Below are 14,734 nucleotides of genomic sequence, written 5' to 3' on the forward strand. Positions count from 1 at the left end.
GGAACCTGGAAACAGGGAAAGAAATAGCAACCTTAACTGGTCACAGAGGGAGAATTAGAGCTATAGCATTACTAGATGAAAAATTGGTAATTTCTGGTTCCGATGATTTCAGCATCAAAATTTGGAACCTGGAAACAACTAAAGAATTTCTCACCCTCACTGGTCATACAAGAGGAGTAAGAGCAGTGGCAGTATTACCAGATGGTAGATTAATTTCTGGTTCTTCAGATAATACGATTAAAGTCTGGAATTTGGAAACACAAAAAGAAGAATTAACCCTCACTGGTCATAAGGTTGGGTAAATTCGTTAGCGGTATTATCCGACCGAGAAATTATTTCAGGTTCATCGGATCGCACTCTCAAAATTTGGGATATCCAGACAGGAGAAGAATTATTAACACTGAGTGGTCATACGGGTGGCGTGAGAACTGTGGCGAAACTTCCAGAAGGACAAGTAGTTTCCGGTTCTTCTGACAACACAATCAAAGTTTGGAATTTGCACAGCCAAAAACTACTTTGACATTCAAAGGTCACGCCAAAGGGATAAATGCAGTAGCAGTATCTCCAGATAGTAAGGGAATTATTTCTGCTGCTTCCGACAATACTCTCAAAGTTTGGAGTCTCCAGACAGGAGAAGAGTTATTTGCTCTCAAAGGTCATGCTGACTCTGTATATGCAGTTGCAGTTTTACCAGATGGACGCATAATTTCTGGTTCTGATGATTTTACTCTCAAAGTTTGGAGTCTTGATACTTCTGTAGAATTACCACCTCCTATCGGACATACTAATAGGGTGAATGCAGCAGTAGCACTGCCAGATAGACAAGCAGCATCAGCATCTTGGGATAATACAATTAAGGTCTGAATTTAAACACAACAAAATCAGTTTGTACTCTTAAAGGTCACACCGATAGAGTTAATTCAGTAGCAGCATTACCAGACAAACGTATTATATCATGTTCGGATGATAATACTCTTAAAATTTGGAGCTGGGAAACAGCACAGGAGTTGTTGAGTCTAAAAGGTAACACTAGATGTATTTTTGCTGTGGCAGTTACACCAGATGGTAAACGAGCGATCGCCTGTTTATCTGACCAAACTCTAAAAGTCTGGAGTTTAGAAACTTTAAAGGAGGTTGCTACTCTGATAGGACATACTGACTGGGTAAGTTCAGTGACAGTAACGCCAGATGGTAAGCGAGTAATTTCTGGGTCTTTTGATAAAACTATTAAAGTTTGGAGCTTGGAAACTGGAGAAGCAGTTTCTACTTTAGTCGGTCATAATGGGTGGGTGAAAGCTTTGGCAGTAACACCAGATGGTAAGCGACTAATTTCTGGGTCTTTTGACAAGACTATTAAAGTTTGGAGCTTGGAAACTGCGGAGGAACTATTTAGTTTGAGCGGTCATACTGACTGGGTAAGTTCAGTTGCAGTCACACCAAATGGTGAGCAAGTGATTTCTGCATCTGACGATCATACTCTCAAAGTTTGGGACTTAGAACAGCGACAGGCGATCGCTCATTTTACAGGAGAGAGTTCTTTGGAATGTTGCGCTGTGGCAGAAGATGGAGTAAAAATTATTGTTGGTGAAGCTTCTGGAAGGGTACATTTTTTAACATTAGAAAGTTATAGGGAATAGAGGGAGTGGAGAGTGAGGGAGTGGGGGAGTGGGGGAGTAGGGAGTAGGGGAGTAGGGAGTAGGGGAGTAGGGGAGTAGGGGAGTAGAGGAGATTGAAGTAATTATAGAATTATTAAAGATACATTGTATAATTGGGTTCTATATAAGACGAAAGAAGGATAGAAGAGAAAGTTTGTCTTGGGTGATATTTAAGTGGACATAATATTAAAGAGCGATCGCTCAATCATCTAAGAACAAATTGCTTTTGAGCAAAAATTACTGCGATCGCCCGATAGAAATCAATATATCAATGTCATTATTGTTGTAATAGTTATTGTTTTAGTAATTGCAATGCTTGAATTGCCAGGAATAAAAAACCCACCGATCCAAGTACAGTGAGAATTTGGGCTACTAAATTAGGTGTTAATATTTCACTCATAATTGTATCCTTAGGAAAATAATCAACTTATAGTTTATTTTATCTCAAACTTCAAAAATTGATATATAGCAGAAGGAAGAAGGAAGAAGAAAGAAGGAAGAAGGAAGAAGAAAGAAGCAAGAAGCAAGAAGCAAGAAGCAAGAAGCAAGAAGCAAGAAGCAAGAAGCAAGAAGCAAGAAGCAAGAAGCAAGAAGCAAGAAGCAAGAAGCAAGAAGCAAGAAGCAAGAAGCAAGAAGCAAGAAGCAAGAAGGAAAAATCTTACTTTGTCTGAGCTTTAAGCTTTTGATCTGTCCACGCCTTTTCCTTCGACTTCTATACTAGGGATTACTTTTGACTTTTAATTTTTGACTTTTAATTTTTGACTTTTGACTTGGGTATAGCGCTATAGTTTCTAGTAAAGCTTTTGGAGAAAAATAATGAAATTTGAGACAAATGTACAAGAAGCTTGTTACAACAAAGTATCTCTCTGGATGAGAGAATTATTTGATAAATTTCCCTGCGTGAGACAAGACTTACCAGGTATTACTTTGTTTATGGGTTCTGCCTTAGTTGAAGTATCTGTTTTTGCTTGGGGGGATAATGAAGCAATAATAAATACTCGCTCCTATGTTGTGACCAATGTAGATTTAAAAACAGATTTGATGAAATTTTTACTGCAAGAAAATAGTAAAATGCGGTTTGGTGCTTTTGGTATAGATGAAAATAATAGCATTATATTTGAACATACAATAGTCGGTTCTACTTGCGATAAACCAGAATTAGAAGCATCAGTAAGAGCAGTTTTAGCAATTTCTGATGAATACGACGATAAAATTGTTGAACAGTGGGGTGGACATAGGGCCATGGACAGAATATATTAGGGTCTGCGGAAAAAATTGGTTGGTGGGGCTAGGACGTGGAGACGCGGGGACGCGGAGACGCGGGGACGCGGAGAATGGGGGAAAACGCAACGGTTTTGGCCATTTTATGTAAAGAAATTTTCTTGAATTTCAGCAGAAAATTTCGGTATTTTGAGGCAAATAAGAGCAAATAACTAGGAGATAAACTGAATCTAAAAAGCTCCATTACCGTAAGCTTTCCTGACTTTTAGCTTTATGAGCACAAGCCCTATATTAGACCTCTCTAGAAAAGAGGGAGTAGGCGAGAAGAATTAGTAATTTCTGTACAATAATTAATTTTATTTTTTATTATTAGGGAGTAGGGAGTAGGGAGTAGGCGAGAAGAATTAGTAATTTCTGTACAATAATTAATTTTATTTTTTATTATTGGAGATGTCTATTGGAGATGTCTATTAGACCTCTCTCTACTCTAATAGTTAGGAAAAAACTCCTTTTCAACTCCTAACTTCTGACTTCTAACTTATGTAATATCATACATTTATCAAAATAATTGGGTTTTAAACCCTGCCTTGATTGGCGAAATGTTTTTGGAGGGTTGTTCAAATCCCCGTTACAAAAACAACTTCTGACTTTTGACTTCTGACTTCTGACTTTATTAACTAGCAACGCCTAAATTCTGAACAGCTTAATAATTTTAATTGCCTTATTTTAGAATTAATATTGGTTAGGCCGAATATTCAATAATCTAAATTTTTTATATATGCTAAAAACAGAGCCTACTTACACATTTCCTGAATCTAATCACCCTATAGTTAAGTCACTATTCCATCATAGTGACCAGGAACTATTGACCTTATTTCAAAACTATCCAGACCAAGGAAAATACTTCGTAACAATTTTTTGTCGCTATGGTATGATAGTCCAAACTTTAATTCAACATTCCGTGCGGTCCCCGGTTCAAGCAGATTATCTATTTGCCCAAACTTGGCAACATATATTTTATGAACTGCGTGGCCTAGATTTACGAGAGGGGGCAGATCCAAGCAACGAAAATACTACTCTCCAGAATTGGTTAATAAATGTTACTGCTGTTAGTCTTAACCAAGCAGAAATTCCTCCTGTGGAATCAATTCGTTATTCTTTACAGATAGCTCCACCGCCTTTATGGTGTTATGTTAGACAAGTATTAGAACAGTTAGATGCACTCCTCCGTTTGATTCTGTTAATGTCTGAGACTTTCCACTGGAGTGAAACAAGAATTGCGGCATATCTCCAAGCTGAGGGAGAAACTATTTCATCTGAGCAGGTAAAGTCTTTGTTGCAGCAGGGATACCATAATCTAGATAATAATTTACCAGAGGATATTAAAGCTATCTATTTTAATGATGATATGGAACAGGTTAGTACGAATATAAATCAATTTCTCCAAGTTTCAAAAGAACCAAAATCCTGACATAATTTTAGTTATCAGTTATCAGTTATCAGTTATCAGTTATCAGTTGTCAGTTGTCAATACTCTAGCAAATAGGTAACAGTTCATCTGTGGGAAAAAAATTTGTCTGTCTGAGATATATCGTCAATTTATCTACTAAGCAAGTCTTTTTTTGCTATAAAACAAAATGGTTCGGCATTAATGCTCTTTGCATTTCCATAGAATTAATGAGGAAAGCTTTGCATTAGCAAAACGTCCCCATAAGAAGTAGGTCTTTTACCGAAAACAATTACAAATCAAAAATGATTGACTTTTGACTTTTGACTTTTGACTTTTACAAATCAATACTTCTGACTTCTGACTTCTGACTTTTAACTTCCACATCGCGGCGCTAGTTCAAAAATACTCCTCCTCCCCCAGTAATATTTAATGACTTAGTATCTAAATCAAAATTTTCTGTGGAATTGAACCTCACCTCTAATACTCTAGGAGAAATACCCCGAGGACTTACTAATAATAACCCTCCATCAGGACGTTGGTAGGTTAACGTTAATGGGACTGGCAATTCATATATTTCTACTACTGACCTTTCTCCTAGAGTCCTATGTCGGCCACCAATTACTTGATATTTAATTACGGCATCCGTTTGATTAATCAATCTTAGAGTAATGAGACCTTCAACAGGCGTAACTCTACCCGCAGGTTCAGGAAATTGTGGTGGTGTTTGATTAATCTCTTGCTGCTGGCCACCAGGGTTTCCTACATTAGGAGGTTGACGACGACGAGGTTCAGTATTCTCTGGTTGGGCCTCTACTGGTTTTCCTTGACCGCCAGATGGCTGACTACCAGGAGGTTGACGACGACGAGGTTGAGTATTCTCTTCTACTTCCGCAGGTTCTTGTCTTGAAGGTTGAGTAGGTGGTTTAGTAGTACCAGGGGGGTGGCCCTCCAGCTATAGCAACTGTAATTAGTCCCATGATTAAACTGCTACAAATGGTACTAACGATCGGGGTTTTTTTCCACAAGTTTAGAAAGGTATTGAGTCATCATATCCTGAGATTTTGAATCAGAGGTCATTTCAGTTATCAGTTATCAGTTATCAGTCAATACAGTTTCCTAGGTCATGCTGCGCAAACAGATAAGACCAACACTCATAAGGTATGAAACTATTAGATGAGGTTTTCAGATGACAGAACTGCCAAAAAAATCCTTAAATAATACTACACTAGATAAGTTAACCGTTCTTTTGATATTCCCCTGGCTGAAGCACAGGGGATTCTTAAGCAATCCAAAACAGGATTCTCAAAGGCATGATCAAACTGCCTCTACTGACTTCTTTAAGGGAAAACCTTAAAGTTGCCGCTACTTTTTTGAGGATATTAGCCGCGCCATTGCAATCAGCATTAACTAACAAACCCTTTTGAGTTTGATAGAGTCCTCGTTGTCTTGATGCAGTCGCTCATGGGGGAAACCCCCTTTGGCGGCGCTGCATCGCTTAATTCGCTTGCCTGATGGCTTCCAACTTCTGGGTTTTTCACGCCCTGTTTGGCAAGAAGTCATCATCTAAAAAGCTAGCTTGCGAGGTATACGACTCTTCAGTTTCAATAAACTCTATGCCGTATAATTCGCATAACTGAATAATTCTTTCTTTGAGTTTAGCCGTGGGGATTTGTACAAACTTTTGGTTGTTTTTTGCACCGATATCAATACCATCTTTTTGTCGTTTATTCCAACCAAAAACTATTCGACCAATTCCATGTTTAAGACAATGATTAATCAGCAATCTGGCTGCTTTGTTAACAGCATCACGCATCTGCCTATTGCGTTTTTCAGTTATGTGCGCTAATTTATTTGACCAAAATCCTTGGGGTTTATTGTCTTTAATTGTAGCTATCTGTTTGTTGTACCATTGATTTTTTGACTTCAGGTGTTTACCATCAATAATAAAACTTGTCCCTACATTATAAACACAACTTAACCAATTATCAACTCCGTGGTCTATGCCTATAACTTTGGCTTTATCTAGCTGAGGTCGATCGGCTTTTAGCTCATAAACCCATTCGACATAAAAACAGAAGTTACGAGGTAAAATTCTAATTTCTCTGATTTCTTTAAACTTAAGATTACTAGGGAAATATAAGAGAAAACTATCAACTTTAAATGCTGCTTTAACCCTTCTTCCCAGAGGTACTTTAACTTGACCATTTTCCAGCTTTAAAGCTTGTCTAGGATAAGTTATTACCCCCATTCCTCCCTTTTTGCGATATTTTGGCAGTTGAGGTTTATCAGTTAATTCTCCTTTGAGATACTTCTGAGAAAGTGCTTGATAAGACTTAAATGCTTCTGCTACTCCTCTAAGAGTTTGTTGTGCTGCTTGAGAATACAAAAACTGATAATTACTATTGGACTTTAACTTCTTTTCTAAGTTGTATTTGCCCGGAATCTTACCTAACTTAAAATACCACTGCCTAGCCAAATAAATCCCACAATTAATGAGTTTATTTGCTGTGGTACATAAGTATTCTAAAAACGGAATAATTTCGGGAATTTTAATTAACTCTTGCTGACATCCATACATCTTTATTACCTCCTTTAATAGGATAACATTAAAGAAGAAAAATGACAAATTTTAAGGCGATTAAAATCCCCCGTTCGTTTTTCATCCACGCTTTAAAAAGACGTGGCTTTCAAACTATCGTCCATCTTTCGTAAATCAAATATTAATCTGATATAGAATCCGGTTATATAATATATGTTTACCGAAAAATTGCGGTTGAAAACCTTCTCTTTTAAGAGGATAAAAAGAAAAATTTTCCTCTGAGTCGATCCTCTTCTTTATAAGGTAGAGGTAATTCTAAATTATAAATTCGCGCATTCTAAATTCTTGAAAATTCTAGAATTACTTCAATCTCTCCTACTCCCGGGGGAATGCCATTCGCCCCTACTACCCTGCTCCTCACCCTAAAATATATGATAAGTATTCAACCGGATTTGATTTGGCTCCGATCTATAGGTAAAGTGACTGTGGCCATAGTACCAACTTGAGGATGACTTTCTATGGATATCTGGCCATGATGATTTTCTATAATAGCTAGGGCGATCGCTAACCCTAAACCTGACCCAACTGTACCATGATGTGAACGAGCAGGGTCTACTCGATAAAAGCGATCGAATAATCGTGATAATGTATCAAGAGGAATACCAATACCATTATCTTTGACTGTTATTTGAAGGCAGTCATATTTATATTTAAGGTTTTGACAACCTCTGAAAATTACTCCACTACTTTCAGAGCTATTGTTTAGTTCCCTTTTCTGAGTCCTTAAAGTTGCTTTTTTGACTTTGGGAAGATGCTGCAACTCTACTACTATCTGACCACCAGATGGGGTATACTGAATTGCATTACTAATCAGATTTGTAAATAACCTGGCTAGTTGGTCCCAATCTCCTGTGAGTGTAATATCTTCCTCAGATGTAAGATTTTTGATGGTTGAAAATTTGTCTTGATTTTTATCTTTTTTTTGCGGGTTTAATACCCCACCGTCTACACGGTGTTCAAAATTGTTTGAGGTGAGATACCCCATGCAATTTTCCCTCCTGACTCCTGACTCCCCCTCCTGGGAGGGGTTAGGGGTGGGTTGACTCCTGACTCCTTCTTCAACTGCCTTTTCAATAATATCGGGTAGGGAAATTTTTAATTCTAGATTTATATTTTGGGCAGTAGCGATCGCCTGTTGTTCTTCTACTACTTCTATCAATAAAGCATCTAATGGCACTGATGAAAATTGCGACTGTACTATTCCACTATCTTGACGTGCCAAAAATAGTAAATCATCTACCAGTTTTCCTAACCGACGAGTCAAACGTTCGATAACTTGTAGTTGTTGTTGATGTTCGGATGATGCTAACTCCTGGTCTGCTAAAGCAACTTGTACATTAGTTTGAATCATTGCTATGGGGTTGCGAAGTTCGTGGGAAGCATCAGCAGTAAATTTTTTCAGATGTTGATAAGACTCCCGTACTGGTTGTATTGCTAACCCAGAAAGTAACCAACCTATTGCTCCTACTGAAATTATTACTAAACAGGTAATGATACTTAAGTCTAGCATTAATTGGCGAATTGGCTTTGTTACTTCAAACCAAGGATGACTGACTCGCAAATATCCTAAGACTTGGCGATGGACTTCTACTCTATCTGTTATCTGTCGTAGTAGTAAATTATTATCTATGGGTTGTTGTAATGTTTCAATTTTTTCCAAGTGAGGAGTTATTCGTACTGTTTCTCCAGTGCGGTTGGAATGTATGGGAATATTTAGGGGAGCGGAAAAGGTTGACCAAATTAGTTCTCCTGTGGAGCTAAACCATTCAAGGTCGATATGGTCATCTTCTACTGTATTGGCATTATCTCGAAAGCTAGCTTCGAGGTTAACACGAAAATTTTTACTATTTTTAGTGGGAAAAGATTCGATGACTAGCGATCGCTCTACTACTTCTACGACATGAAGTAAGGTATCGTCGATGCGTTCGATTAAGGTATTTCGGAAATAGATATAAAATCCTGTGACAAATATTAGTAATAAAATAGCTGTTACTGTGGTGTACCAAATTGCTAAACGACGACGACTTTTTTGAAACATATTTATCACCTACATTTCGCAGTTCAAAACATAGTATAAAGGATAAGTAGTCAGTAAGTAGGTAGGTCTAATTAAACGTTCAAAAAATTTTAGGGGCAGGTTTAACCGAAAGCTTTGAATTAAGCGTGATGAGTTCTAAAAATCAGCCCTCTCTAATATTTAATTTATTTATGTTCACCTACTTAGTAGTCAGTATTGAGAGGTGAATATTTATTGCTAATTGCCAGAATAAATTAAGTGTTTATTCTTGATTTATTATCATGATTTGCAGATTATAAATATTTGGTAATTCACCGATTTTTATACTTTTTTTGTATGGAACCCATTTAATATCTATATAATTATGGTAGTCAAGTCTTTTCGCGCATCAATTTTGAGGAAAAATCTGAAGAAGGAGTGTTTTTTGTATTGTTTATCCCCACATCTTCCCTCTTTCCTCTTACCTCCCCCTCCTGGGAGGGATTAGGGTGGGTTGTCTCCTGTCTCCTGACTCCTAACTCCTAGCTAAAAAAACGCGCATATTTATGAAGATATAATCGGGGGTTCTATATGGCAAATTGATATGGGGAATGTGATTTATCAGGCAGGAAGCAGAAATAAATCTGGGAGTATAAATACCATCTCCTGAATCAAAAAAATCATAATTTTAATTTTGCTGTAAAAAGGTCAGTGTATCTAGGGAATATAGCAATTATTATGTAAGCATTCAGCTAGCTCGCATTTCCTACGGAATGTTCCACAAAAAGCTATCAGCTTTTTAAAGAATCAAGTAAATACTAAGGTTAGCTGACAGAAATATTTCATTTCCTGCGGAATGCTGCGCAAATATATTTCACTCCTTGACTACTCATTCCTTCTTCCAAGATAATAAGTTAATAACTCATGGCTGATAGCTGATAGCTGACGGCTGAATGCTTACATATAATCTATGAAATTAAATAATATTTTAGGTTTGATTTTTAGGAGATTAAAACAGAAATAATTAGGATTTGTTGATTAAATCTAAAAGCACTGACATATAAAAGTTTTAGCCTTTTTGGAGGGAAAAAAAAGTGCCAACTTTTCAGCTTTAGTGACCAAAAAGTGTAAGCATTCAGCAGTCAGCCATCAGCTATCAGCTATTGCTTTTAGTTTAGGATAAAAGCAATATTTAATGGTATTACTACAAAAGTTGCTTCCCTTGCCCTTAAAGTCTATATTAATTTAAACACTTTCCCATAAGAAAGAATCTTTTTGCTGATAGCTGACAGCTAATAGCTGAATGCTTACATTATTATATTTGTGAGGTACAAAGTTATGGGTTTTAGGGAAAACCTTAACTGGGAATATTTTAACTGGGAACAGGAAAGAGAAAAGAAGAAAAACAAGTGTAACTCATGAATCTGAGAAGCACTATATTTTAATTCTTGACTTTGCTGCTACTTCTTTTGCGTGTTCTTCTGCTGCGTGAATAGTTTGTATTTTCCAGTTGTTTTTTTGTTATTGTACTTTGGTTCGCTTTGGTATCTTGACATTTTAGATTGACTTGTTTTTTCTTTGGTAAATCTTGATTAGTAGGTGTTTCAACTACTTCTCCCCTTTTATTAATATATCCCCTCTTTTTTCCTTGCTTAAAAAATGTAAGTTCTCCATTAAATCTTCCTAATTCGTCATAACAAATTGGAATAACTTCCTCTCCACAATTATTGATATAACCATATTTTTTGTCTAGCCTTACCCTTGCTATTCCTTGACTAAAACTATCGGCAAAATCATAGATAAAATCAATAACAATTTTTTCCTTATAGTTTATATAACCCCACTTTTGGTCTTGTTTTACAAGTGCTAAACCTTCAGAAAATTGCCAAGCTGCTACATAAGTAGGAGGTATTATCTCTTTTCCTTCTCTATTTTTATAACCATGCATATCGTTGACTTTAAATCGTATTAATTCTTCAGTATTATCGGTTACTTCATCATGATAATTTTTTAATTCTTGTGGTTGATTAACATCCAAAAATTTTCCATTAGAGTCAATATATTGAATTTGATTATTAATCTTGACTTTTGCTACTCCTAAAGAAAACTCACTTGCTGTTTCTAATTTTGGCGGAATTACAACCTTTCCAGCTCGATCTTTATACCCCCATTTCCCATCACTCTGAAAAGGGATTAAAAACTTAGTCATTGATGATAATTTATGCAAAATTTGGCGAGAATTTATAATATTTTATTATACTTCAATTCAAACTACAGTTGATGCTTTTAAAGAGACTCAATTTCAAATCGTAAATATTGCAAAAATTCCCAAAAATCAGCAATACATAGAGATAATCAAAATAAATTTCATACTTTTGATATGAATTGTCTTATTGTGGGCCATGACTCTACGAAAAAGTGATGTTTAAGCCTACATTCCGCACGACAAAATGTAGCAACCGAAGAAGGAGTCAGGAGACAACCCACCCCTAGCCCCTCCCCTCCCAACCCACCCCTAGCCCTCCCAGGAGGGGAGGGGAACTAAGGAGACAGAATTTTAGAACAAAATCATAGCTGCCGCGATTGAGTAATCATGTATAGCAAGTATTTATACTTAATTATTTACTCGGAATTTGATCGACGAAAAAAGTAAAAAAGTCAGGACTTACGCAAAGACACTGTGTATAGAGTCCAGTAACTATTGGACAATAGTTATGAGTACTATATATAGTGTATCTGCGTAAGTTCTATTGGTTTTTGTTGTGGCGATCGCTATAGATATAGATAGTGTGAATCTATAGATTGATGTTTTTTCAACTATAGCGCCTGGGTTTTTAGATTTTAGATTAGTTTTTGTTGTGGCGATCGCTATAACTTGAATTTCATACTTTTGATATAAATAGGATTTACGCAGATACGCTATATATAGCGCTCAAAACTATTGTCCAATAGTCTTTATACTCTATAAATAGTGCCTTTACGTAAGTCCTGATAAATTGTCCTGTTATTGGCGAAAAATCTACGAAAAAGTAGCATTTAAAAGCCTTTCCTAACGAAATACTGCGCAAACAGGTGTCTAAATATATGCACAAATTTTTCGGCTGATATAGCAATGAGCGCTGGTATATTTACAAATTACAGGAAAGGCCAAATAGCTAAAAGTCTTGTATGATAGGCAATTTATTCCCCCAGATGAGCTGTTGCTTTCCGGAGCTGTTGCCTGCGCACAGCGCTATAACTGATAGCTGATGGCTAGTTAAGATATGATTATATTGGTTAAAAAATGTTAATAAGCGTTAACTGATGTTTATATCTTCTCAAGGCATAATCAAGCTCAAAAAATCCCTCAAACAGAGAGTATTTTTTGGCAATGAACCGACACCGGAACTCATAGCTATATTGCTTGTTTACTTCGTCCAAGGAATTTTAGGATTGGGACGTCTGGCTGTCAGTTTCTTTCTCAAAGATGAATTGGCCATGAGTCCCGCTGAAGTATCGGCAATGTTGGGCGTTGTGGTCATACCGTGGATGATTAAACCTGTTTTTGGGTTCATTTCAGATGGAGTGCCAATATTAGGCTATCGACGACGACCTTATATGATTTTTTCTGGCATACTGGGGGCGTTTTCTTGGGTAGCATTGGCAAAATGGGTACATACTCCACTAGCAGCTACAGGAGCGATCGCTCTTAGTTCTTTATCGGTGGCTATTAGTGATGTAATTGTTGATTCTTTAGTTGTACAAAGGGTGCAAAAAGAATCTGTTAGTAGTACGGGTTCTCTACAATCTTTATGTTGGGCTGCTTCAGCATTAGGAGGACTAATAACTGCTTATTTGAGTGGTTATTTACTGGAGCATTTTAGCAATCAAACTGTGTTTTTAATGACAGCTATTTTTCCTTTGATTGTTTCTGCTGTAGCCTGGTTAATTAATGAAGAAAAAGTTACTATTGGGATTAATTTTGACAATGTAAAACAGCAAATTAAGCAGGTAAAAATAGCTGTTACAAAAAAATCAATTTTATTACCAACTGCTTTCCTTTTTCTTTGGCAGGCAACTCCTAATTCTGAGTCAGCTTTCTTTTTCTTTTCCACAAATGAATTAGGATTTCAACCAGAATTTTTAGGCAGAATACGGTTAGTAACAAGTATTGCTGCTTTTATAGGTGTTTGGCTATTTCAACGCTTTTTTAAATCTGTTCCTTTTCGGAAAATTTTCGGATGGTCTATAGTTATTTCTGCTGTTTTAGGAATGACTACCTTACTGCTAGTTACTCATGCTAACCGCAGTTTAGGTATCGATGACCATTGGTTTAGTTTAGGAGATAGTTTAGTGCTAACAGTAATGGGAGAAATTGCTTTCATGCCCGTATTAGTTTTAGCTGCTAGACTTTGCCCACCGGGAGTAGAAGCAACCCTATTTGCTTTATTAATGTCTATCTATAATTTAGCTGGACTTATATCCCATGAAGGAGGTGCATTGTTAATGCATTGGTTAGAAGTTACAGAGACAAATTTTGATAATTTGTGGTTGTTAATAGTTATCACTAACCTATCTACCTTATTGCCATTACTTTTACTAAATTGGTTGCCCGCAGCTAATGCTCAAACAGGGGATAAAGAGGAGGAAAATATGTTAACTTTGACTCCCAAGACTGGAAAATTAATAGGAGAGAAAATAGAGCATGAAGAAGAGTTCAAGAATTTAGAATTAAGAATTTAGAATTTAGAATTACCTCTTCTTTTTAAGGAGAGGATTGACTCAAAGGAAAATTTTGATTTATTATCCCCTTAAGATGGGAGGCTTTAAACCACAATATTTCGGCAATAAATACATCTACTATCTTGATTTAAACTACTATAAATTAACCAAGTTTATAGGTGGTTGAAGAAGGAATAATAAATACAGCGTATTTTATATTAGTAAGGTACATCAGTCGCGGGCAAGATGCCCGCACTTGCATTCACTTTACTACTCATTTCCTGTTTACTGTTCCCTAAAAGCATAAAAATTTGTACTTTCATCAACTCAATAACTGAGGAAAATATGTTAACCTAGACTCCAAATAATCCCAAATTAATAGGATATAAAATAGAGCATAAAAAAGAGGTAATAAATACATCTACTATCTTGACTTCAACTACTATAAATTAATCAAATGTAGAAATGTAGTGCGGGCATCTTGCCCGCGACGGGTGTACCTCTATAAAATAGAATCTGCTGTAATTTTTATTCATTGTTTTATCTCTATTTCCTGTTTCCTGTTCCCTAAAAGCATAAAAATTTGTAGTTTCATTAACTCGATAACTGAGGAAAATATGTTAAATTTGAATCCAAAAAATCCCAAATTAATAGGATATAAAATAGACAATGAAAAAGAGGCAATAAATATATCTACTATCTTGACTTCAACTACTATAAATTAATCAAATGTAGAAATGTAGTGCGGGCATCTTGCCCGCGATGGGTGTACCTCAATGGAATTTGCTGTAATTTTTATTCATTGTTTTATCCCTGTTCCCTGTTCCCTGTTCTACCAATTTGAAAAAAGAATGTTACAAATACAGGATTTACGCAAAGGCAATATATATAGGGTCTCGCTCAGTTACGCTGTCGCTAACACACCCTACCAATAGCGTTCATGCGTAAGTCCTAAAATAGTTTAAAACTTTAGATGTAGAATAATTTGCTGAAATTACTGAAGCATCAAATTTTTGAGCTATAAAATCATAATGCATGACTTTTGACTTTTGACTTTTGAATTCCGTGAAACGGTATTCCCTATTCCCTAAAAACATAAAACTTTGTACTTT

At 36.2% G+C, this 14,734-nt stretch carries 12 protein-coding genes; 8 read left to right on the plus strand and 4 right to left on the minus strand.

The genetic code is table 11. From position 1 onward, the window contains the following. The 7 genes from SAGCYANO_RS30055 to SAGCYANO_RS30085 all read left to right on the plus strand — a co-directional run. Nucleotides 1-302: WD40 repeat domain-containing protein (locus SAGCYANO_RS30055; protein WP_375340020.1), on the plus strand; the 302-nt coding region annotated here is incomplete at its 5' end. Between the two features lie 29 nt (nt 303-331). Further along, a complete protein-coding gene (locus SAGCYANO_RS30060; protein ID WP_237396853.1) occupies nt 332-520 on the plus strand; it encodes a WD40 repeat domain-containing protein in 189 nt (62 codons plus the stop codon). Then, nucleotides 490-864, plus strand: a complete 375-nt coding sequence (locus SAGCYANO_RS30065) for a WD40 repeat domain-containing protein (RefSeq protein WP_202223417.1) — start codon at nt 490-492, stop codon at nt 862-864. The genes SAGCYANO_RS30060 and SAGCYANO_RS30065 overlap by 31 nt, the downstream gene beginning before the upstream one ends. Continuing rightward, complete coding sequence (locus tag SAGCYANO_RS30070) at nt 861-1,637, plus strand: WD40 repeat domain-containing protein (RefSeq protein ID WP_202223447.1); 777 nt, start codon at nt 861-863, stop codon at nt 1,635-1,637. The genes SAGCYANO_RS30065 and SAGCYANO_RS30070 overlap by 4 nt, the downstream gene beginning before the upstream one ends. Nucleotides 1,638-2,113: 476 nt before the next feature. After that, complete coding sequence (locus SAGCYANO_RS30075; protein ID WP_202223418.1) at nt 2,114-2,326, plus strand: hypothetical protein; 213 nt, start codon at nt 2,114-2,116, stop codon at nt 2,324-2,326. Between the two features lie 145 nt (nt 2,327-2,471). Further along, complete coding sequence (locus SAGCYANO_RS30080; protein ID WP_202223419.1) at nt 2,472-2,915, plus strand: YbjN domain-containing protein; 444 nt, start codon at nt 2,472-2,474, stop codon at nt 2,913-2,915. 739 nt (nt 2,916-3,654) lie between these two features. Further along, on the plus strand, nt 3,655-4,347 hold the full coding sequence (locus SAGCYANO_RS30085; protein ID WP_202223420.1) for a sigma-70 family RNA polymerase sigma factor: 693 nt from the start codon (nt 3,655-3,657) through the stop codon (nt 4,345-4,347). Nucleotides 4,348-4,717: 370 nt separating this feature from the next. Here the strand turns inward: SAGCYANO_RS30085 and SAGCYANO_RS30090 are convergent, their stop codons facing one another. From SAGCYANO_RS30090 to SAGCYANO_RS30105, 4 genes are all read right to left on the minus strand, one after another. Continuing rightward, the gene (locus SAGCYANO_RS30090) at nt 4,718-4,984 is read right to left on the minus strand and encodes a hypothetical protein (protein WP_202223421.1); all 267 of its coding nucleotides are present in this window, start codon (nt 4,982-4,984) and stop codon (nt 4,718-4,720) included. A gap of 876 nt (nt 4,985-5,860) precedes the next feature. Then, a complete protein-coding gene (locus SAGCYANO_RS30095; RefSeq protein ID WP_237396850.1) occupies nt 5,861-6,904 on the minus strand; it encodes an RNA-guided endonuclease TnpB family protein in 1,044 nt (347 codons plus the stop codon). 403 nt (nt 6,905-7,307) lie between these two features. After that, entirely contained in the window at nt 7,308-8,963 is a 1,656-nt protein-coding gene (locus tag SAGCYANO_RS30100) for an ATP-binding protein (protein WP_202223422.1), read from the minus strand. Between the two features lie 1,399 nt (nt 8,964-10,362). Next, on the minus strand, nt 10,363-11,130 hold the full coding sequence (locus SAGCYANO_RS30105; RefSeq protein WP_202223423.1) for a WG repeat-containing protein: 768 nt from the start codon (nt 11,128-11,130) through the stop codon (nt 10,363-10,365). Between the two features lie 1,094 nt (nt 11,131-12,224). Between SAGCYANO_RS30105 and SAGCYANO_RS30110 the strand changes: the two genes are divergently transcribed. Further along, a complete protein-coding gene (locus SAGCYANO_RS30110) occupies nt 12,225-13,643 on the plus strand; it encodes a folate/biopterin family MFS transporter (protein WP_202223424.1) in 1,419 nt (472 codons plus the stop codon). Nucleotides 13,644-14,734: the final 1,091 nt, after the last annotated feature.

Source organism: Okeania sp. KiyG1 (assembly GCF_014132355.1).
Taxonomy (GTDB): Bacteria; Cyanobacteriota; Cyanobacteriia; order Cyanobacteriales; family Microcoleaceae; genus Okeania.